This is a genomic window from Arthrobacter sp. Y3223166 (genome assembly GCF_059090935.1).
This window is the reverse complement of sequence record NZ_JBNHGE010000045.1, coordinates 1-20,550: the sequence shown is the minus strand read 5'-3', so window position 1 is coordinate 20,550 and position 20,550 is coordinate 1. Positions and strand designations below refer to the sequence as shown.

Below are 20,550 nucleotides of genomic sequence, written 5' to 3'. Positions count from 1 at the left end.
CGCGCGGCGTCGTGCTCACGAAGCGAGCCGGCAGCCGGGGTGCGGATCGCCGTGCACCCACAGGGCGGCGGCCGCCTGGTCGCCCAGGTCCAGCTCCCGGCCCGCCCCGTCCGGGCCGAACCGGACCACCAGCGCACCGCCGAAGGGGCGCCGGCCGACCACTTCCACCCGGTCGTCGAGTCCGATCCGCTCGGCGCTGAAGAAGCGCAGGAGGTCGGCATCGGCGTCGCTGATCCGGGTGATCCGGCCGGTGTGTCCGCCGTCGAGTTCTTCCAGCTGCACCGCGCTGGGGACGTGGACGGTGCCGTCCGCCGCCGGGATGGGGTCGCCGTGCGGATCGCGCTGCGGATGGCCCAGCTTGGCCGCCATCCGGTCGATGAACATGTCGGAGACGGTATGTTCGAGCAGCTCGGCTTCGTCGTGGACTTCGTCCCAGGCATAGCCGAGTTCCTGCACCAGGAAGGTCTCCAGGACCCGGTGCCGGCGGACCATGGTCAGGGCCAGCCGGCGGCCGGCGTCGGTCAGTTCGATGGCGCTGTACGGCCGGTGGTCCACCAGCTGCAGTTCCACCAGCTTGCGCACCATCTCTGAGACCGAGGAATTGGCCACCCCGAGCCGGCCGGCCAGCTGCGAGGAGGTGATGGGCTTGTCCTGCCACTCGGTGAAGGCGTAGATGACCTTGACGTAGTCCTGCACGCTGGATGAGCCGCTGCTCAGCGCGGTTTTCCTGGCCGGGGGCATGCGTCTCACTCTCGTCGAACGTGTCAGGACGGCAGGTTGGCGGCGGCGGAGCCGGGCTGCGCGGGCGAGCCCCGCCGCGTGCGGCGCCGGGCCAACTGCCAGATTACCCCGGTCCGCGGCGCGCCCAGGTAGACCACGAGGAAGACCAGGGCCTGGGCCAGGACCACCGCCGCGCCGGTGGCGACGTCCAGGTAGTAGCTGGCGTAGATGCCGGCGACCGAGGCGGCGGCGGTGACGGAGGCGGCGATCGCCAGCATGGCATCGAACCTGCGGGTCAGCAGGAACGCGGTCGCCCCCGGCGTGATGAGCATGGCCACCACCAGCACGATGCCGACCGCCTGCAGCCCGACGACGACGGTGATCGCCAGCAGCCCGAGCAGCAGCACCGACAGCCAGCGGGTGCTGAGCCCGATGGCATGGGCGTGGATGCGGTCGAAGGCGAACAGCGTCAGGTCGCGGCGCTTGAACAGCAGCACGCACAGCGCCACGGCGCCGAGGATGAGCACCTGCAGCAGTTCGCCGTCGCTGACGCCCAGCACGTTGCCGAAGAGGATGTGCTGCAGGTCGGTTTGGCTGGGCGTCTTGGAGATGATGGCCAGCCCGGCCGCGAAGAACGCCGTGAACACCACGCCGATCACGGTGTCGCCCTTCAGGCGGGTGGAGGATCGCACGCCGCCGATCAGCGCCACCGCCGCGGCGCCGAAGATGAAGGCGCCCAGCGAGAACGGCACCCCGACGATGTATGCCAGGGCGACGCCGGGGAGCACCGCGTGGGAGACCGCGTCGCCCATCAGCGACCAACCCATCAGGATCAGCCAGCAGGACAGCACAGCCGACACGACGGAGGCGGCCAGCGTTACCACCAGGGCGCGGGTAAGAAACCCGTACTGCAGGGGTTCCAGCAACCAGTTAAACAGCTCCACTGCGTGTTCCTTCCCCCGGACCGGCCAGCGCGGAGCCGAAGGCCAGGGCCAGGTTTTCGTTGGTGAGCACGTCTGCGGGCCGGCCGTGCGCGAGTATTTTCTGGTGCAGCAGGATGGCCTCGTCGCACAGCTGCGGGATGCCGGCCAGGTCGTGGGTGGAGATCAGGATCGTCCTGCCCTCGTCGCGCAGTTCCTTCAGCAGGGCGATCAGGACCGCCTCGGAGGCCTTGTCCACCCCGGCGAAGGGCTCATCGAGCAGCAGCAGGCCGGCGTGCTGGGCTATGCCGCGGGCCACGAAGGCGCGCTTGCGCTGGCCGCCGGAGAGTTCGCCGATCTGCCGGTGCTGCAGGTGGCTCAGGCCGGTGCGTTCCAGGGCTGCGTCGACCGCCTCGCGGTCCCGGCGGCGGGGGCGGCGCATGGGTCCGAGCCGGCCGTAGCGGCCCATCATCACGACGTCGCGCACGGAGACCGGAAAAGTCCAGTCGACGTCTTCGGACTGCGGCACGTAACTGGCCAGGTTCAGCTTCCGCGACTGCCGGGGCGACAGCCCAAACAGTTCCACCGTGCCCGACGCCGGGTGGACGAGTCCCATCAGCGACTTGAACAGGGTGGACTTCCCGGAGCCGTTGACCCCGATCAGGCCGCAGATGGTTCCCGGTGCCACCGTGGCGGAGACGCGGTCCAGGGCGACGACGTCGTTGTAGGCCACGGTGAGGCCGAGCACGGAGATGGCGGCGGCGCCGGGCGGGAGGTCGGGGGTGCTCACGGGGCCAGTCCTTCCTTGATCAGGGAGATGTCGTGCCGGATCAGCTCCAGGTGGGTGGGCACCGGGCCGTCCGGTCCCGAGAGGGAGTCCACGTACAGCGGCGTGATGAGGCGGGCGCCGGTGGCGGCGGCGACCTGCTGCATCGATTCCGGGTTGACGGTCGATTCGCAGAACACCGCCGGGATCCGGTGCTCGGAGACCTGGCCGATCACGTCCCTGATTTGCCGGGGTGTGCCCTCGGCATCGGAGTTCACCGGCCAGAGATAGGCCTCACGCAACCCGGCGTCGCGGGCCAGGTAGGAGAAGGCGCCTTCACAGCTGACCAAAGCCGGAACGGCCGACGGATCGGCGAAGGCCGACTCCAGGCCGGCCATCAGCACGTCCAGCTCCCGTTGGTATTCCGCGCCGTTGCGGCGAAAGTCGGCGGCGTGTGCGGGCAGCAGGCGGCTGAAGGCGTCCACGATGTTGTCCACATAGACCTTCGCCGCCTTCGGGGACATCCACGCGTGCGGGTTCGGCTTCCCGGCATAATTTCCGGCGGTGATGCCCACCGGCTCCACGCCGTCGCTGAGGACCACGTGCGGGGCCGGGACTGCATTCAGGAAGCGTGCGAACCAGCGTTCGAGGCCCAGCCCGTTGTCCAGGATGAGGTCCGCGTCCTGCGCCCGCACCAGGTCCGACGGCGTGGGCTGGTAGCCGTGGATCTCCGCGCCGACCTTGGTGATGGACGCGACCTCCACGTGGCCGCCGCCGATTGTGTCGGCCATGTCGGCCAGCACGGTGAACGTGGTCAGCACCAGCGGCCGCTCCGACGCGGCGGCGGACTGCGGCGGCGCCGCACAGCCGGTCGCCGCCAGCACGATGGCAACGGCCAGCAGGAACCCCCTCGCCCAAAGTTTCGGCATGCCTAAATTTTGCAGGACGGCCAGCCTCAAAACAACCGCGGGAGAAAAATGTCCGGGGACCGGGGTCAGATCTTCCTGGCCCGCCAGCTATGGGTCAGGTAGGGCAGGTCGATCATTGCCCCGGGGGAGTGGCCCAGATGGTCGTGCAGGTACCAGTCGAGGTTGCCCAGGACTTTCGCCCGGGTGGCCTCCGTCGCGCGCAGGTAGTAGCTGCGGGTTTTGACCAGCTCCATCACGTCGCCGGTGCTGAGCCGGTCCCGCCACCGGGTCTCGTGCCCTTCCGGCGGGTCGAACTCCGGGCCGACTCGGGGGCGGAAACCGGGCTTGAGCACGTCGCCGGCATGCATGATGCGCGAGAGGCGGTGCACCCACGGCACGCCGGTATCCAACTGGTTCCACACCAGGCCCAGGGTCCCGCCGGGCTTGAGGATGCGGGCGGCCTCGGTGCTCGCCCGCAACGGATCGGTCCAGTGCCAGGCCTGGGCCACGGTGACCACGTCCATGCCGGCGTCGGGGAGGCCGGTGTCCTCGGCGGTGCCCACCACGGTGGCCACGCCCGGAAGGTTCCGCTGCAGCTGCGCGAGCATGTCGGCCGAGGGATCCACCGCAACCACCCGCAGTCCGCGTGCGGCCAGGGCGGCGGTGTACTTTCCGGTGCCGGCTCCCACGTCGGCGGCATCCCGTGCGCCGGCCGGCAGCAGCCAGTCGACGGCGTCGTCGGGGTAGCCGGGACGGATGCGGTCGTAGTGTTCGCCGCCCTGCTGGAAGGTGTCGGCGTAGGCGCGCCGCCGCTCATCGTCCATCCGGGGGCCGCTGTGTGCCACGTGGTGCTCCTGGTGCGGCGGCGTGCTACCGGCCCTCGCCGGCGGCCTCGATGCTGCCGGCCGCTTCGTCGTCGTACGCTGCCGCGGCTGACCCGGCGGGGCGCTGTCCGCGCAGTTCGGGGTTCAGGCGGTGCAGGGCCTCGACGTGGAGCAGGCCGTTGGTGGCCAGCGCGTTGCCGCCGAACGGGCCGTCTTCGCCCTCCAGCGAGCTGAACCGCCCGCCGGCTTCGGTCACGATCGGCACCAGGGCGGCCATGTCGTAGAGGTTCAGTTCCGGTTCGCAGGCGATGTCCACGGCGCCCTCGGCCACCAGGCAGTAGGACCAGAAATCGCCGAAGGCCCGCGTGCGCCAGACGGATTCGGTCAGGCCAAGGAAGTCGTCCAGGTTCCCGCGTTCCTTCCAGCCGCCCAGGCTGGAGTAGGACAGCGACGCGTTCTCCAGCCGGTCCACGGCGGAGACCTGGAGCCGGGTCGCGGTGGCCAGCGAACGTCCCGTGTAGGCGCCGGTTCCCTTGGCGGCCCACCAGCGCTTGCCCAATGCCGGCGCGCTGACCAGCCCGACTACCGGCTGCCCCTCGTCCACCAACGCGATCAGGGTGGCCCAGACCGGCACGCCCCGGACAAAGTTCTTGGTGCCGTCAATCGGGTCGATGATCCAGCGGCGGGCGCCGTGGCCGCTGCTGCCGAATTCTTCGCCGAGCACGGCGTCGCGCGGGCGGGAGCGGGAGAGCTGCCCGCGGATTGCCTCTTCGGCGGCGCGGTCGGCGTCCGTGACCGGCGTCAGGTCCGGCTTGGTCTCCACCTTCAGGTCGAGGGCCTTGAAGCGGGCCATGGTCTGCGCATCCACGGAGTCGGCCATCACGTGGGCCAGGCGCAGATCGTCGTTGTAGCTTTGCGAAGCGTGGGTCATAGGTTTCAACCTATCGGTAAGTGAAGTGCGGACGCGGGAGGCGGAGCCTGCGGCCCGGCAGGCGGCCCTTAGACCGTGCCGAGTTCCTTGGCCTCGGGGCGCTCTTCGGCCCCCAGCAGGCGGCGGAGCGACGAAAGCCTCACCGCCCCCGCGTCACCGGCCCCGCCGTCCGCGACGTAGGGGTCCAGCCCGCAGCCCACGGCGGCGGCGTCGTGTTTGCAACCGCGCGGACAGTCGGCGGTGCCGGGCTCCAGGTCGGGGAAGGCGGACAGGATCCGGTCAGGGTCCACGTGGGCCAGACCGAAGGAGCGGATGCCCGGGGTGTCGATGATCCAGGTGCCTGCGGGCGAGTCCTGGACCTTCAGCGCCAGGGCCGACGACGACGTGTGCCGGCCGCGCCCGGTAACGGCGTTGACCCCGCCGGTGGCGCGCTGGGCCCCGGTGAGCGCATTGACCATGGTGGACTTGCCGACGCCCGAGTGGCCGAGGGTGACGGTGACCTTGCCGTCGAGATAACCGCGCAGCGCGGCCACGGCGTCGGTATCGAGCCGCGCGGACAGGCCCTCGTCGGAGCGGGTGTCCACGCCGAGGGCGTCGGCGGCGGCGGTGCGGCTGACGATCACCGGCAGCTCCAGGTGCTCGTAATTGGACAGCAGCTCGGCGGGGTCCTTCAGGTCGGCCTTGGTGACGCACAGCAGCGGGCGGATCCCGGCGTCGTACGCGGCCACCAGCGCCCGGTCGATGAACCCGGTGCGGGGTTCGGGGTTCGCCGCCGCCACCACGATGACCAGCTGGTCGGCGTTGGCCACCACCGCGCGTTCAACCGGGTCGGTGTCGTCCGCGCTGCGGCGCAGCAGGGTGCGCCGTTCCTCCACCCGGACCAGCCGGGCGAGGCTGTCGGGTTCGCCGGAAACATCGCCGACCAGGGCCACGAAGTCTCCGGTGACCACCGGGGTGCGGCGCAACTCTCGGGCCCGGGCCGCGACGACGATGCGCTCGCGGGGAGTGTCTTCATCGACGACGGCGGTGTAGCGGCCGCGGTCGACGGTGACGATCCGCCCGAGCTCCGCATCCTCGTGGGCCGGGCGGTCCTTGGTGCGCGGACGGGAACCGCGCTTGTTCGGGCGGATGCGCACATCCGATTCGTCCCAGCTGCCGGTGCTGCGCGACACCGTCAGCCCTCGCTGGCCGAGGCCGCCGGGGCAACGGTGAACATGTCCTGCCACAGCTGCGGGAACTCGGGCATCGTCTTCGCCGTGGTGCCGATGTCCTCGACCTCCACGCCGCGCACGGCCAACCCGAGGATGGCGCCGGCGGTCGCCATGCGGTGGTCTTCGTAGGAATGGAACAGGCCGCCGTGCAGCGGCTTGGGCCGGATGAGCAAACCGTCTTCCGTTTCCTCGGCGTCGCCGCCCAGCCGGTTGATTTCCGCCACCAGGGCCGCCAAGCGGTCCGTCTCATGGCCGCGCAGGTGGGCAATGCCGCTCAGGCGGGACTCGCCGTCGGCCAACGCGCACAGCGCCGCCGCGGTCGGCGCCAGCTCGCTGGTGTCGGCGAGGTCGGCGCCGGTGATCGAGGCGCCGCCGGTGACGGTCAGGGTGCCGTCCTCCAGCGTGACCGTGGCGCCCAGCCGCGGCAGGATGTCCCGCCAGGCGTCGCCCACCTGGGTGGTGGCAGTGGGCCAGTTGGGGATCCTGACCCGGCCGCGGGTGGCCAGGGCGGCGGCCAGGAACGGGCCGGCGTTGGAAAGATCCTGCTCGATCCGGGTATCGAAGGCACGGATCGGGCCCGGGGAGACCACCCAGTGGTTGGGGGTGGAGTCGTCGACGCGCACGCCCAGGTCCCGCAGCAGCCGCACCGTCATGGAAATGTGGTCCAGGCTCGGCACGCGGTCGCCGGTGTGCTCGAGGTGCAGTCCGTCGCGGAAACGGGGACCGACCAGCAGGAGGGCGGAAACGAACTGCGAGGAGGCGCTGGCATCGATCGCCAGGTGGCCTCCGGCCACTTCACCCGCGCCGGTGACGCGGAACGGCAGGCTGCCGAGCCCGCGGTCGTCCACGTCCACGCCCAGCCGGCGCAGTGCGTCGATGGTGGGGGACATGGGCCGGCGCCGCGCCGCCGGGTCGCCGTCGAACTCCACGGCGCCGCTGCACAGCGCCGCCAGGGGCGGCACGAACCGCATGACCGTGCCTGCCAGTCCGCAGTCGATGCGGGCAGCTCCCAGCGGGCGCGCCGGGTCGATCGGTTCCACCAACAGGTCCGGGCCGAACCGGCCGTCGCCCTCCGTCTCCGTGATGCCGGCCCCCAGGGACCGCAGCGCCTCCACCATCAGAACGGTGTCCCGCGAGTGCAGCGGGGAGCGCAGCCGGGAGGGGCCGTCGGCCAGCGCGGCGAGCACCAGGTAACGGTTGGTGAGGGACTTGGAGGCGGGGACTTCTACTGTTGCATCGATCGGCCGCTCCGCGAAGGGGGCGGGCCAGTGGTTGGCAGCGTGGGGCATTGCGTTCAGGATGCCACCACGTCCGCCGTGGCTTCGCGCACCGCGCGCTCGGCCTTCTTCAGCTGCTTCCGGGCGTCATGGCCGATAGAACCGGCATTGCGGCGGGCGTCTTTGCCGATGGAGCGGACGTTGCGCCGGGCGTCAGCGGCAAGGTGCTCGGCCCGCCACACCAGGCCGGGCCGGCCATTGGTATCCACAGCGGCGAGCAGGACCGCACCGATCAAGGACAGATTCTTCAAGAGTTGGTTGCGGCGGGTGCGCCTGGCTTCCGGCGTTGCGGAATCGGCGGCGCGGTAATCCACCACGGTATTGAGGGCTGTGGTGCCGGCCAGTACGGCAGCCGCGAGCCGCGAGAACTTGCCCATGCCCAAGAGCACACCTGCTCCCACCTGGGCCGCGCCGATAGCGCGGGCCATCAGCTTCTCCTGCCCGGCCAGGGCGCCAGCCGCGGGAAGGACGGATTCTGTCTGCTGGACCAGCGGCCGCAGGGACACCGCGGTTTCGTCGGTGTGGCGCAGACGGTCTATTCCGGTAGCTACAAAGCTTGTGGCCAGCAGCGGGCGGGCGGCAAGGCGGACGATTGACATGGAAGCCTCCTGGCTGTCAGCGTGCGTCGAAGGATCTGCGCCTTTCCCGGAGCCAGGCCCCGGGAAGGTGGCACTGGACACTAGTCTGGCACTTTTGTTGGCACCGCACACCTTGCGGGGCCGTTTACCGCGGCCGGCGGGGAATAGTTGCGGCTCGTCGGCGGTTAGCCATGAGAGGAAGGCCGGTGCGTTGTCTCCGGCCGGCAAGGTGTCGAAACGGAGGGAGATCCTGTGCCTACAGCGCTTGCCGAACGGGGCCGCGCAGGCCCGGTTGCCGGCGCTGCGTCCGCCCCGGCGTCAGGGCAGCCCAGCGTAGACTGGGAGCCAATGACGACTGAGAATTCGGACGCCACCCAGGACCGCGCCAACCCCGCCACGGCGGGGGAGCCGGATCAGGTCGACGTCCAGACGGAAACCGCCGACCAGCGCCGTGCCCGGTTCGAACGCGACGCCATGCAGTATGTGGACCAGCTCTATTCGGCGGCGATGCGGATGGCACGCAACCCCAGCGACGCCGAGGACCTGGTGCAGGAGGCCTACACCAAGGCGTTTTCGGCCTTCCACCAGTACAAGCCGGGCACCAATCTGAAGGCCTGGCTCTACCGGATCCTGACCAATACGTACATCAACCTCTACCGGAAGCGGCAGCGCGAGCCGCAGCAGTCCAACACGGACCAGGTCGAGGACTGGCAGATGTTCCAGGCTGCCGCGCACACCTCCTCCGGGCTCCGCTCGGCGGAAGCGGAGGCGCTGGACCACCTGCCGGACTCGGACGTGAAGAACGCCCTCCAGGCGATCCCGGAGGAATTCCGGCTGGCCGTCTACTTTTCGGACGTGGAGGGCTTCGCGTACAAGGAAATATCGGAAATCATGAACACCCCCATCGGCACCGTGATGTCCCGCCTGCACCGGGGACGCAAATTGCTGCGCGAACTGCTCGCAGATTATGCGCACGAACGTGGCATGTCAGGCACCAAGGACAAGAAAAACGCCGCGGCGGCGGTGGGGACACAACAGGAGAACGGCACATGAGCGACTGCCACGGACTGGGCGACTGCGAAGACGACCGGATGCAGCGGATCTACGAGTACGTCGACGGCGCACTCTCCCGCGATGACCTAGCGGAGATTAAGGCGCATCTGGACAGCTGTCCCGAATGCGCCGAAGAACACAACCTGGAGTGCCTGATCCGCTCGGTGGTGAAGCGCTCCTGCCAGGAGCACGCACCACAGACGCTCAAGGAACGGATTCTGGACAGGATCAGCCACATCAGGGAAACCGACACCGTGTAACGGGCCTGCCGCGTCCTGGCTGCAGGGAACGCGCAGGGAACAACGAAAGAACCCCCGTCGCCCAAACCGGGTGCGGGGGTTCTTGTCTCAGCAGCCTCAGCCGCGCGGGCTGTTGGCGACTGCTTAGGTGTTGGGGCGCTTGCCGTGGTTTGCGCCGCCGCGCTTACGGTCGCGGCGCTTGCGTGCTCGCTTGCTCATGGGCTGCCTCCTTTGCTGGACGAAAAAGAACTGCGCACCAGTCTGTCATATGCCTGCCCCACCTCCTAACCGGAGGAAGGCCCGGAGCGGTCAGCGCAGGGCCGCCGTGATGGAGGCCTTGGCCTGCTCCAGCACGGTCCTGATGGTCTGCACGGCGACTTCGTCCACGGTGCCGGCCGCGGTCCGCCGGCGCAAGTGCACCCTCACGTCGTCGCGGAAATCGTTGAGCAGGTGTTCCAGTTCCTTCACCGTGCGCTGTCCGGCGGCCTCGGCCGCCCGCGGCGACTTCCGGGCGTTGGTGCGGGCGGCCTCGGCCGAGGCGGCAAGGTCGGCCCGCAGCCCCTTCATTGAACTGCGCAGTTCCTCCCGCAGTTCGTCCGCGAGCCGCCGCACCGAGGCAGAGATGTCGGCTTCGACTCCGGCCAGCTCTTCCCGGCGGGCAGCCAGCTCCGCCCGCCCGGCGTCGGTGATGCTGTACACCGTGCGCCGGCCATCGGAGGAGGTGATCACCAGCCCTTCCTCCTCAAGTTTGGCCAGCCTGGGGTAGACGGTGCCCGCGCTGGGGGAGTAGGTGCCGCCGAACCGGTCGCTGAGGGCACGGATGATGTCATAACCATGCTTGTCGCCCTCCGCCACCAGCGCGAGCAGGTAGAGCCGCAAGGCGCCATGCGCGAAGACCGGAGTCATCAACCGACCTGGCTTCCGGCGTTGTCCCGGTGGAAGACCGCCAAGGTGCCCGAAACCGTGGTGGAGCGGATAGTGAGCCCCGGTCCTTCCGGCCCGATCCGGGTTTTCACCTTCTCGGAGAGTCCGAAAAACTTCTGGTCGTTCACCGTGATGCTGCCGGTGGCCGAGGAAGCAGCCACGTCCACCCCGCATTCCTCCGGTACGCGCACGGTAACGTCGCCGGAGACGGAATTGACGGCCAAGTCCTCCGGGGCGCCGTGCAAATCGAAACCCAGGTCGCCGCTGACCGTGCTGGCGCGGATATGGCCCAGGAAGCCCGAGGCGGTGATTTCGCCGGAGACGCTCTTGGCCACCAGATTCCCGCTGTGCTCGCGGACGATGATTTCGCCGCTGACCGTATTGACGGTGAGCATGCCGGCCGTGTCGTCCGCCATCATGGACCCGGTGACCGTGCTGACATCCGCCCCGGCCGCGGTGCCACACACCAGGCCGTCGCCACTGACGGTGGCGGCCTTGACGGGCAGATCCCGGGGAACGCCAATACTGATCACCGCTTCGTCCCGGGCTCCGGGAAGCACCAGGTTGACGCGGCGGGCGAGGAAACCCAGCGGGCCGTCGCCGGCCTTGCCGTGGCTGATCTCCAGCGTGCCGTTGCGCAGGGTCATCTCCAGGGGTGATCCGGAGACCTCGGAGACCTCGACGCGGACCGTCGGCTCGTCATGGACGATGATGTCCAGCCGCCCCTTCACGATGGATGCCCGCAGCGAACGGACATCGTCGACGTCGATCGTCCGGGGGCCGTCGATGCTCCACGTATCGTTCATGGCCTGTCCTGCCTCTGGCGATAAACCGCTCTAAACGCGATATATCTTGTGATGCAGGACACGATATATCGCGACTGCCGCGACCGCAAGGGCCGGAACCGCGTCCTTAAAGCGGAACGGCGGGACCGGAGCGTTTTCCGGTCCCGCCGAGGCGGTGTTCAGGGCCTGCACGGCACGCCCGTGTCCTGCGCGCCCGCTCAGAAAGGCTCGGGGAGGTCCAGCCACGGGTACCACCCGCGGTGCAGCACCAGCCAGGCCAGCAGCCCGTAGCCCGCTTGGCCGGGGGCCCCTCCGTTGCTGGCCAGGTCGGTGCGCCACTGCTCGTGGTTCAACAGCGGCGTGAACGTGTCGACGAAGACGTGCTTGCGCCGGGTGGTGACATCGCCGAAGGCGGTGGACAGCTCGGCCAGCTGGATGTTGCGGTCCGGGTCCAGTCCCGGCGGCGGGCCGACGACGAAGACCTTGACGCTCAGCTGCGCCGCTCCGTCGAGGATGTTCGCCAGGTTGAGCCGGCTGCGCGCCGTGGATAGTCCGAGCTCGAGATCGCGGCCGGACAGCCCGATGACGAGCCGGTTTTCGAAGCCGTCATCGAAACGCCGTCCGGCTTCCTGCAGCCAGCGGCCGGCCAGTTCCTCCGTTCCTTCGTTGGGCGAGGCCAGCACGAAGGATTCCAGGGTGGCTGGGTCCGGGTTGGTCCGGGCCAAGGTGCGGCCGAGCCAGCCGAGGGCGCGCGGGTCGCCCACTCCGGCCAGCAGTTGATCACCCACGGCGGCGATCCTGATTCTGCGTTGCTCCACGGGTAGCTTTCTGGTTCGACGGATAGGAAGCGGGCTTAAACGAAAGTGGGCGGGGCGCCCTGCGGCACCCCGCCCGCCATCTTACTTAGCGGCGTTCAAAGGCCTTCTTGACCAGGACATCCTGCTCCGCGGCGTGGCGCTTGGCCGAGCCGGTGGAGGTGGCAGCGGAGGCCGGGCGGGAAACCAGGCGCAGCTGACGGTCCAGGGCGTCGGGCAGGTACAGGCCCATGAAGGGCCACGGGCCCTGGTTGGCCGGTTCGTCCTGTGCCCAGACGATTTCCGCGTTCGGGTACTTGGCCAGTTCCGCCTTGATCTCGTCAACCGGCAGCGGGTAGAGCTGTTCCACCCGGACGAGCGCCGTCTTGGTGTCGGAGTTCTTCTGGCGCGCGGCCAGCAGGTCGTAGTAGAGCCGGCCGGAGACCAGCACCACACGGTCGACGTCCTGGCCGTTGAGGTCCTGAACGTCGCCGATGACCGGCTGGAACGTGCCGCTGGTGAAGTCCTCCACCTTGGCCGCGGCAGCCTTCAGCCGCAGCAGCTGCTTCGGGGTGAAGATGATCAGCGGCTTGCGCGGACGGTTGTAGGCCTGGCGGCGCAGCAGGTGGAAGTGCGAGGCCGGGGTGGTCGGGTTGGCCACGATCATGTTGTCCTCGGCGCACATCTGCAGGAACCGCTCGATCCGGGCCGACGAGTGGTCCGGGCCCTGGCCTTCATAGCCGTGCGGCAGCAGCAGCACCAGCGACGACCGCTGGCCCCACTTCTGCTCGGCCGAGGAGAGGAACTCGTCGATCACCGTCTGGGCACCGTTGACGAAGTCGCCGAACTGGGCCTCCCACAGCACCAGTGCGTCCGGGCGCTCGACCGAGTAGCCGTATTCGAAGCCCATGGCCGCGTACTCGGACAGCAGCGAATCGTAGATCCACAGCTTGGCCTGGTCGTCGGACAGGTGGCTCAGCGGCGCCCACTCTTCGCCGGTGACGCGGTCGTGGAAGACCGCGTGACGCTGCACGAAGGTGCCGCGGCGGGAGTCCTGGCCGGCAAGGCGTACCGGCACCCCTTCCATCAGCAGCGAGCCGAAGGCCGCGAGTTCGCCGAAGCCCCAGTCGATGTTGCCCTCGCGGGACATCTGCTCGCGGCGCTCCAGCAGCGCCTTCAGTTTCGGGTGGACGGAGAATCCCTCCGGTACTTCCACGTGCGCCTTGCCGATCCGGGCCATCATCTCGGCGGACACGGCGGTGCCGGCGGGCACATCGGCCCTGTCCTCGGTCTGCTGGGAGAGCGGGCGCTCCAGGTCGGACACGGCGGCGGAGTCCTTGGTGATGACCGGGATCGGCGAGGTCTGCGCCGCATGCGTCTCGGCGAAGACCCGCTCCAGCCGTTCCTGGTAGTCGCGCAGGGCCTGGTCGGCTTCGTCCTGGGTGATGTCGCCGCGGCCCACCAGAGCCTCCGTGTACAGCTTGCGGGTGGAGCGCTTGGCTTCGATGAGGTTGTACATCATCGGCTGCGTCATCGAGGGATCGTCGCCCTCGTTGTGTCCGCGACGGCGGTAGCAGACCATGTCGATGACGACGTCCTTGTGGAAGCGCTGGCGGTACTCGTAGGCCAGCTGCCCCACGCGGACCACGGCCTCGGGGTCGTCGCCGTTCACGTGGAAGACCGGGGCCTGGATCATCTTTGCCACGTCGGTGGAGTACACCGAGGACCGCGAGGCGTGCGGCGACGTGGTGAAGCCGACCTGGTTATTGACCACGATGTGCACGGTGCCGCCGGTGCGGTAGCCGCGCAGCTGTGACAGGTTCAGGGTCTCTGCCACTACGCCCTGGCCGGCGAAGGCGGCGTCTCCGTGGATGATGATCGGCAGCACCGGGAACTCGTCGCCCTTGTCCAGCCGGTCCTGCTTGGCGCGGGCAATGCCCTCGAGCACCGGGTCGACGGCCTCCAGGTGGGAAGGGTTGGCGGCCAGGTAGACCTTGGTCTCGTTGCCGTTGTCGGAGGTGAACTTCCCTTCCGTGCCCAGGTGGTACTTCACGTCGCCGGAGCCTTGGACGCTGCGGGGGTCCTGGGTGCCCTCGAACTCGCGGAAGACCTGTGCGTAGGTCTTGCCGGCGATGTTGGTGAGCACGTTCAGCCGGCCGCGGTGGGCCATGCCGATGGCCACTTCGTCCAGGCCGTCGTCGGCGGCGTCGGAGATCACCGCATCAAGCAGCGGGATCAGGGACTCTCCGCCTTCCAGCGAGAATCGTTTCTGGCCCACGAACTTGGTCTGCAGGAAGGTTTCGAACGCCTCGGCGGCGTTGAGCTTGCCCAGGATGCGCAACTGCTCCTCGCGGCTGGGCTTGGCGTACTCGCGTTCCAGTTCGTTCTGGAACCACTCCCGCTCGGCCGGGTTCTGGATGTGCATGTATTCGATGCCGGTGGTGCGGCAGTAGGCATCACGCAGCACGCCCAAAATGTCGCGCAGCTTCAGGCGGTCCTTGCCGCCGAATCCGCCGGTGACCCATTCGCGGTCCAGGTCCCAGAGGGTCAGCCCGTACGTGTTGATGTCCAGGTCCGGGTGCTTGCGCTGGACGTACTCCAGCGGGTTGGTGTCCGCCATCAAGTGGCCGCGGACGCGGTAGGCGTGCACCAGTTGCTGGATGCGGGCCACCTTGTTGACCTGCAGGTCGACGTCCACCTGGTTGTCCGGGCGCCAGCGGACCGGCTCGTACGGGATACGCAGCGCTTCGAAGATCTCGTCGTAGAAGCCCTGTTCGCCCAGCAACAGCGATTCGATCAGGCGCAGGAACTCGCCCGAGCCGGCACCCTGGATGACCCGGTGGTCGTAGGTAGAGGTGAGCGTGATGATCTTGCCGACGCCCTGTGCGGCGATCGTCCGTTCGCTGGCGCCGCGGAACTCGGCGGGGTACTCGAGGGCACCGACGCCCACAATGGTGGCCTGGCCCTTGGACAGCCGGGGGACGGAGTGCACCGTGCCGATGCCGCCCGGGTTGGTCAGCGAAACCGTGGTGCCGGCGTAGTCGTCGGCGGTGAGCTTCCCGGCGCGGGCCCGCTTGATCAGGTCCTCGTAGGTGTGCCAGAACTCGGAGAAGTTCATGGTTTCGGCGCGCTTGATGTTCGGCACCACCAGCAGGCGGGTTCCGTCCGGCTTGGGCATGTCGATCGCGATGCCGAAGTTGACGTGGGCCGGCTGGACGGCGGCGGGCTTGCCGTCGATCTCGGCGTAGTGGACGTTCTGGCTGGGGAACTGGCCCAGCGCCTTGACCACGGCGTAGCCGATGAGGTGGGTGAAGGAGACCTTGCCGCCGCGGGCGCGGGCCAGGTTGGAATTGATCACCAGGCGGTTGTCGATCAGCAGCTTGGCGGGAACCGCGCGCACCGTCGTCGCGGTTGGCACGCTCAGGCTGGCGTCCATGTTGGTGGCAATGGCCTTGGCCGGGCCGCGCAGCACGGAGACGGTGTCTTCTTCGGCCAGTGCGCTGGGCGCGGATTTGGGCAACTGGGCGGGGATCGGGGCAGGCTTGGCCTCGGCCTTCTCGGCCTTCTCGGCCGGCTCGGCCTTCGCCGCAGGCTTGGCGGGGGCGGCGGAGCTGTTGGTGGAGGTGTTGGGGGCCGGCTCATTGTCGGCGGGAATCGGCTTGGTTCCGGCCTGCTCCGTGGCCGTGCTCTCGCCCGAGGCCTGGGGCGCGGTATTAGCCGCGGCGGGGCGGGAAGGCGCGGAGGCGCCCGCCGGGGAAGCTGCAGTGTCTTTCGGGCTGCCGTCGCCGCCGTTGGCCGCCTCGAAGATGCTCCACCATTTCTTGTCCACGGAATTCTTGTCTTGGAGGTACTGCTCGTAGATCTCGTCAACGAGCCATTCGTTACCGCCGAATTCTTCGGGTAGACGAAGGTTGGGATGCTCTGGCACTTGTGATACGCCTCTTCCGTGAATTGCCGCTTGCCCTGCAGATCACGCGCTTCCCTTGGCTGCCTTCCGAACCTGCCGGCCAGCAGCGGAATTGCGAGTGCGCATCTGCCGCGCACTAGATCTGGACCAGTTGCCAGTCTAATGACACTTTCCCAACGCAGGCTAATCTTTAGCGTTTAAGCGGGGGAACTTCGTGCCGATTCGTCCCGCGGCCGGACGGCCCTAGACTTTCAGGGGAGCCGGGAAATATGCAGGCGGCCGGACCGCCCTCCGTGCGCAGCCCCGGCAGCGCACGGACACAACGGATCCGGACCCCTGGCCCGCAGCCCCACCTACCCGACCGGCCACCGCGCCACCTGGCCGCCCCGGCCTGCACGGCGACGAGGAAAGAGAGCAGCCATGCGCCTGATCAACGAGCCGATGACCGACCTGACCTACTCGGACGTTTTCCTGGTGCCTTCGCGCTCGGATATCACGTCGAGGCTGGATGTGGACCTGTCAGCCGGCGACGGCACCGGGAGCACCATTCCCCTGGTCGTGGCGAACATGACCGCCGTCAGCGGCCGCCGCATGGCGGAGACGATGGCGAGGCGCGGCGGGCTGGCCGTGCTGCCGCAGGACGTCCCGCTGAACGTGCTGTCAGAGGTCACCGGGTGGATCAAGGACCGCCACATCGTTTTCGAAACGCCGTTGGAGCTGACCGCGGGCAACACCGTGATCGATGCCATGCACCTGATGGACAAACGCGCGCACGGCGCGGTTGCGGTGGTGGACGACGCCGGCAAGTGCGTGGGCGTGGTGCGCGCCGAGGACTGTGAGGGCGTGGACCGCTACGCGTCGCTGGAGTCGGTGATGGCGGCCCACCCGCTGCTGCTTGATGCCTCCATGTTCGACGCCGGGGCGGACACTGCGCTGCGGCAGGCCTTCGACCTGTTCGACTCGGCCTCGGCGTCCTTTGCGCCGGTCGTGGACGACGACGGCGTGCTGGTCGGCGCGCTCACCCGTGCCGGCGCGCTGCGCTCGACCATCTACACCCCCGCGCTGGATCCGCAGGGCCGCCTGAAGGTAGCCGCCGCCGTCGGGATCAACGGCGACGTCCGCGCCAAGGCCGAGGCGCTGCTGCAGGCCGGGGTGGACGTCCTGGTGGTTGATACAGCCCACGGGCACCAGCGCAAGATGTTCGACGCCCTCGAAGCGGTCCGCAGCCTGGACCCGCAGGTTCCGGTGGTCGCCGGCAACGTGGTCAGCGCCGACGGCGTGCGCGACCTGGTCGAAGCCGGCGCGGACATCGTCAAGGTCGGCGTGGGACCCGGCGCCATGTGCACCACCCGCATGATGACGGCCGTGGGCCGGCCGCAGTTCTCCGCCGTGCAGGAATGCGCGGAGGCGGCCCGGGAGCTCGGCGCCCACGTGTGGGCCGACGGCGGGGTCCGCTATCCGCGGGATGTCGCCCTGGCGCTGGCGGCCGGGGCCAGCCAGGTGATGATCGGTTCCTGGTTCGCCGGAACGCACGAAAGCCCGGGAGACCTGCTCACGGACAGCAACGGCCGCAAGTACAAGGAAAGCTTTGGCATGGCGTCGGCCCGCGCCGTCCAAAACCGGACCCGGCGGGAGGACGCCTTTGAACGGGCCCGCAAGGCGCTCTTCGAAGAAGGCATTTCGTCCTCCAAGATGTACCTGGACCCGCTGCGCCCCGGCGTCGAGGACCTGCTGGACGGGATCACCGCCGGCCTGCGCAGCTCGCTGACCTACGCCGGCGCACAGAACCTGGTGCAGTTCCGCGAACGCGCCATCGTGGGCGTGCAGTCGGCCGCCGGTTACGAGGAAGGCCGTCCGCTGCCGGAGAGCTGGTAGGACTGCCGCCGGTACGCCGGCGGCAGAACGGCCGCCTGGGACTGCCCCCGGCGTAACCCCGCCTGCTACGCTATTGCCCATAATGGACAGCTATTCTAGGAGCCGGTCCGTGACGCACCCCGCAGGGCAGGCAGCATGCCGGACCGCGGGAGCACAGGCAGCCCAGCAGGGCGCCGCGTGCGAGGCGTCACCCAGCACCGGCAAATCCCGTGCACGCGCCCGTCACACACTTGCCGCCCGCGCGGCCGGTCAGGAGCCTCCTAGTCCGGGCTCGGACGACCCCCCTCCGTTTCCCTCCGACCGCCTGAAGTTTGGGGCGGTGGCGCACTAAATGGAATGGATCCAAATCACCGCCGGCATGCTGCTGATCCTCGGCACCGGCTTTTTTGTCGCCGTGGAATTCGCTCTGGTGGCCCTTGACCAGCCCACCGTGCAGCGCGCCATCGACAACGGCGACCGCGGTGCAGTGCCGCTGATGAAATGCCTGAAGTCCCTCTCCACGCAACTTTCCAGCTGCCAGCTCGGCATCACCCTCACCACGCTGCTGACCGGTTTCCTGATGGAACCGGCCATCAGTTCGCTGCTGCGTCCGCCGCTGACCGCGCTGGGCCTGGCCGAGGCCGTCATCCAGCCGGTGGGCGCGGTGATCGCCATGGTGATCGCCACCCTCCTGTCCATGCTGCTGGGCGAACTCGTGCCGAAGAACGCGTCCATCGCCTTGCCCATGGCGGTCGGCAAGCTGGTGGCCCGGCCGCAACTGATCTTCACCGCGGTGTTCAAGCCGTTCGTGCTGCTGCTCAACGGCTTCGCCAACAAGGTGCTGCACCTGTTCGGGCTGGAGGCCAAAGAAGAGCTGTCCGGCGCCCGCACGCCCTCCGAGCTGGCATCGCTGGTACGCCGCTCCGCGGAAATGGGCACCCTGGATGCCGGGACCGCGAACTTCCTCGCCAAGACCTTGTCTTTCTCCGGCAGGACCGCGGCGGACGTGATGACGCCGCGCATCCGGGTGGAGTTCATCGACGCGGACCAGACCGTTGCCGACCTCATCGCCGCGGCCCGCCGCACCGGCTACTCCCGGTTCCCGGTGCTCGGCGATTCCCCCGACGACGTCCGCGGCGTCGCGCACATCAAGAAGGCGATCGGGGTGCCGCGCAAGAAGCGTCCGCACCTGCCCGTGGGCGCCATCATGGCCGACGTGCTGCGGGTGCCCGAGACGGTGCACCTGGATTCGCTGCTGTCGGAGCTGCGGGCCGCAAACCTTCAGTTCGCCGTGGTGCTCGACGAGTACGGCGGCACCGCCGGCGTGGTGACGCTGGAGGACCTGGTGGAAGAGATCGTGGGCGAAGTCGCCGACGAGCACGACCGGGTGAAGCCCGGCGTGCTGCAGAGCGCCGCCGGAAACTGGTACTTCCCCGGCCTGATGCGTCCGGACGAGGTCAGCGAGCAAATCCCGCAGCTGACCGTGCCCGACGGGGCCAGCTACGAAACGGTCGGCGGCTTCATCATGGCGCAGCTGGGCAGGATTGCGGTGGTGGGGGACACCGTGGCCGTGGACGGGGGCGCGCTGGAAGTCGAGCGATTGGACGGACGGCGGGTGGACCGCGTCCGTTTCATCCCGAGTCCGGCAACCGGTGCGGTGCTGCCTGAGGCCGGCACCGCGGGCGGTGCGCTCTGATGGCCGCCATGGGAATTTTCTGGCTGGTGGTGCTGCTGTTCGCCAACGCGTTCTTCGTCGGCGCCGAATTCGCCGTCATGTCCGCCCGCCGCAGCCAGATCGAGCCGCTGGCCGACAGCGGCTCCAAGCGCGCCAAGACCACGCTCTGGGCCATGGAGCACGTCTCCCTGATGCTGGCCTGCGCGCAGCTGGGCATCACCGTGTGTTCGCTGCTGATCCTGAACGTGGCCGAGCCGGCGATCAAGGAACTGCTGTTGCTGCCGCTGGAGGGCTGGCTGGGCATTCCGCACGAGATCTCCTACGGCATTTCGTTCGCCGTGGCGCTGCTGCTGGTGACGTTCCTGCACGTGACCTTCGGCGAAATGGTGCCGAAGAACATGTCCGTGTCCATGGCAGACAAGGCCGCGCTGCTGCTGGCTCCGCCGCTGGTGGCGGTCTCCAAGGTAGTGCGGCCGGTGATCTCCACCCTGAACTGGACCGCGAACCACTTGCTGCGGGCCGTGCGGATCGAGCCGAAGGACGAGGTCTCTTCCACCTTCACGCTGGAGGAAGTCCAGTCCATTGTGCAGGAATCCACCAGGCACGGGCTGGTCGACGACGACGCCGGACTGATCTCCAGTTCGCTGGAGTTCTCTGCCGTGACCGCCGCCGCCGTGATGGTGCCGCTTGATGAACTGGTCACCATCGGCGTCGACACCACGCCGGAGCAGTTCGAGCGCGCGGTGGGGCGGACCGGGTTCTCCCGGTTTGCCGTGGCCGATGCCAACGACAACCTCACCGGGTACCTGCACCTCAAGGACGTGATGACCATCCCGGAGGACCGGCTCAACAAGACGATTCCGGTCACCAAGGTCCGCACCCTGGCCAACCTGGCGCTCGATGACGAAATTGAGGACGCGCTCGCCGTCATGCAGCGCACCGGCTCGCACCTTGCCCGCGTGCTGGGGTCCGACGGCACCACGCACGGCGTGCTGTTCCTCGAGGACGTGCTGGAAGTGCTGGTGGGCGAGATCCGCGACGAAACGCAGGCCCAGGGACTGCGCCGGACCGGCGAATAGCCCTCGCGTGGCGCGGGGCGGCAGGACCGTTCCGCGCCACGCGCCAGTCCCGGGGCGGCAGGACCGTTCCGCGCCACGCGCCAGTCCCGGGGCGGGTCAGCCCCG

The 20,550-nt window shown here is 68.9% G+C and carries 19 protein-coding genes; 5 read left to right on the top strand and 14 right to left on the bottom strand.

All coding sequences use genetic code 11. The features are described from left to right. Positions 1-15: 15 nt before the first annotated feature. The 9 genes from AC5RUH_RS14675 to AC5RUH_RS14635 form a co-directional block, all read right to left on the bottom strand. Positions 16-741, bottom strand: a complete 726-nt coding sequence (locus tag AC5RUH_RS14675; RefSeq protein WP_494000168.1) for a metal-dependent transcriptional regulator — start codon at positions 739-741, stop codon at positions 16-18. 23 nt (positions 742-764) lie between these two features. Then, on the bottom strand, positions 765-1,664 hold the full coding sequence (locus AC5RUH_RS14670) for a metal ABC transporter permease (protein WP_494101525.1): 900 nt from the start codon (positions 1,662-1,664) through the stop codon (positions 765-767). Beyond that, entirely contained in the window at positions 1,651-2,430 is a 780-nt protein-coding gene (locus AC5RUH_RS14665) for a metal ABC transporter ATP-binding protein (protein ID WP_494000166.1), read from the bottom strand. The genes AC5RUH_RS14670 and AC5RUH_RS14665 overlap by 14 nt, the downstream gene beginning before the upstream one ends. Next, the gene (locus tag AC5RUH_RS14660) at positions 2,427-3,335 is read right to left on the bottom strand and encodes a metal ABC transporter substrate-binding protein (RefSeq protein ID WP_494012460.1); all 909 of its coding nucleotides are present in this window, start codon (positions 3,333-3,335) and stop codon (positions 2,427-2,429) included. Before AC5RUH_RS14660 ends, AC5RUH_RS14665 begins: the two co-directional genes overlap by 4 nt. Before the next feature lie 65 nt (positions 3,336-3,400). Then, positions 3,401-4,159: a class I SAM-dependent methyltransferase gene (locus AC5RUH_RS14655; protein WP_494012459.1), complete on the bottom strand. Its 759-nt coding sequence runs from the start codon at positions 4,157-4,159 to the stop codon at positions 3,401-3,403. Positions 4,160-4,184: 25 nt separating this feature from the next. After that, on the bottom strand, positions 4,185-5,069 hold the full coding sequence (gene hisN, locus AC5RUH_RS14650) for a histidinol-phosphatase (protein WP_494000163.1): 885 nt from the start codon (positions 5,067-5,069) through the stop codon (positions 4,185-4,187). Positions 5,070-5,137: 68 nt separating this feature from the next. Then, positions 5,138-6,241, bottom strand: coding sequence for a ribosome small subunit-dependent GTPase A (gene rsgA / locus AC5RUH_RS14645; protein ID WP_494128945.1), 1,104 nt, complete (start codon positions 6,239-6,241; stop codon positions 5,138-5,140). A gap of 2 nt (positions 6,242-6,243) precedes the next feature. Beyond that, positions 6,244-7,569 (bottom strand): 3-phosphoshikimate 1-carboxyvinyltransferase, encoded by a 1,326-nt coding sequence (gene aroA, locus AC5RUH_RS14640; RefSeq protein WP_494101523.1) that lies wholly within the window; start codon positions 7,567-7,569, stop codon positions 6,244-6,246. Between the two features lie 5 nt (positions 7,570-7,574). Then, a complete protein-coding gene (locus tag AC5RUH_RS14635) occupies positions 7,575-8,156 on the bottom strand; it encodes a DoxX family protein (RefSeq protein WP_494012456.1) in 582 nt (193 codons plus the stop codon). A 327-nt stretch (positions 8,157-8,483) separates the two neighbouring features. On the opposite strand from AC5RUH_RS14635, the gene AC5RUH_RS14630 reads away from it, so the two are divergent. Both AC5RUH_RS14630 and rsrA read left to right on the top strand, forming a co-directional pair. Then, positions 8,484-9,188: a sigma-70 family RNA polymerase sigma factor gene (locus tag AC5RUH_RS14630; RefSeq protein ID WP_494012455.1), complete on the top strand. Its 705-nt coding sequence runs from the start codon at positions 8,484-8,486 to the stop codon at positions 9,186-9,188. Beyond that, entirely contained in the window at positions 9,185-9,448 is a 264-nt protein-coding gene (rsrA, locus tag AC5RUH_RS14625) for a mycothiol system anti-sigma-R factor (RefSeq protein ID WP_493979048.1), read from the top strand. The genes AC5RUH_RS14630 and rsrA overlap by 4 nt, the downstream gene beginning before the upstream one ends. 123 nt (positions 9,449-9,571) lie before the next feature. Here rsrA and AC5RUH_RS14620 read toward each other — a convergent pair whose 3' ends face one another. From AC5RUH_RS14620 to AC5RUH_RS14600, 5 genes are all read right to left on the bottom strand, one after another. Then, on the bottom strand, positions 9,572-9,646 hold the full coding sequence (locus AC5RUH_RS14620) for a 50S ribosomal protein bL37 (RefSeq protein ID WP_369299106.1): 75 nt from the start codon (positions 9,644-9,646) through the stop codon (positions 9,572-9,574). A gap of 90 nt (positions 9,647-9,736) precedes the next feature. Continuing rightward, positions 9,737-10,333, bottom strand: a complete 597-nt coding sequence (locus tag AC5RUH_RS14615) for a PadR family transcriptional regulator (RefSeq protein WP_494000158.1) — start codon at positions 10,331-10,333, stop codon at positions 9,737-9,739. Continuing rightward, entirely contained in the window at positions 10,333-11,157 is an 825-nt protein-coding gene (locus AC5RUH_RS14610) for a DUF4097 family beta strand repeat-containing protein (protein WP_494128944.1), read from the bottom strand. Before AC5RUH_RS14610 ends, AC5RUH_RS14615 begins: the two co-directional genes overlap by 1 nt. 197 nt (positions 11,158-11,354) lie before the next feature. Continuing rightward, positions 11,355-11,954: a GDSL-type esterase/lipase family protein gene (locus AC5RUH_RS14605; protein ID WP_494000156.1), complete on the bottom strand. Its 600-nt coding sequence runs from the start codon at positions 11,952-11,954 to the stop codon at positions 11,355-11,357. Positions 11,955-12,039: 85 nt separating this feature from the next. After that, a complete protein-coding gene (locus tag AC5RUH_RS14600; RefSeq protein WP_494128943.1) occupies positions 12,040-15,858 on the bottom strand; it encodes a multifunctional oxoglutarate decarboxylase/oxoglutarate dehydrogenase thiamine pyrophosphate-binding subunit/dihydrolipoyllysine-residue succinyltransferase subunit in 3,819 nt (1,272 codons plus the stop codon). 399 nt (positions 15,859-16,257) lie between these two features. Between AC5RUH_RS14600 and guaB1 the strand changes: the two genes are divergently transcribed. The 3 genes from guaB1 (at position 16,258) to AC5RUH_RS14585 (ending at position 20,445) form a co-directional block, all read left to right on the top strand. Next, positions 16,258-17,712: a GMP reductase gene (gene guaB1 / locus AC5RUH_RS14595; protein WP_494128942.1), complete on the top strand. Its 1,455-nt coding sequence runs from the start codon at positions 16,258-16,260 to the stop codon at positions 17,710-17,712. Between the two features lie 331 nt (positions 17,713-18,043). Next, positions 18,044-19,387 (top strand): hemolysin family protein, encoded by a 1,344-nt coding sequence (locus AC5RUH_RS14590; RefSeq protein WP_494025622.1) that lies wholly within the window; start codon positions 18,044-18,046, stop codon positions 19,385-19,387. Positions 19,388-19,395: 8 nt separating this feature from the next. Continuing rightward, positions 19,396-20,445 carry a hemolysin family protein gene (locus AC5RUH_RS14585; protein WP_494012449.1) on the top strand — a complete coding sequence of 350 codons (1,050 nt, stop codon included), beginning with the start codon at positions 19,396-19,398 and terminating at the stop codon, positions 20,443-20,445. The last annotated feature ends 105 nt before the right edge of the window (positions 20,446-20,550 follow it).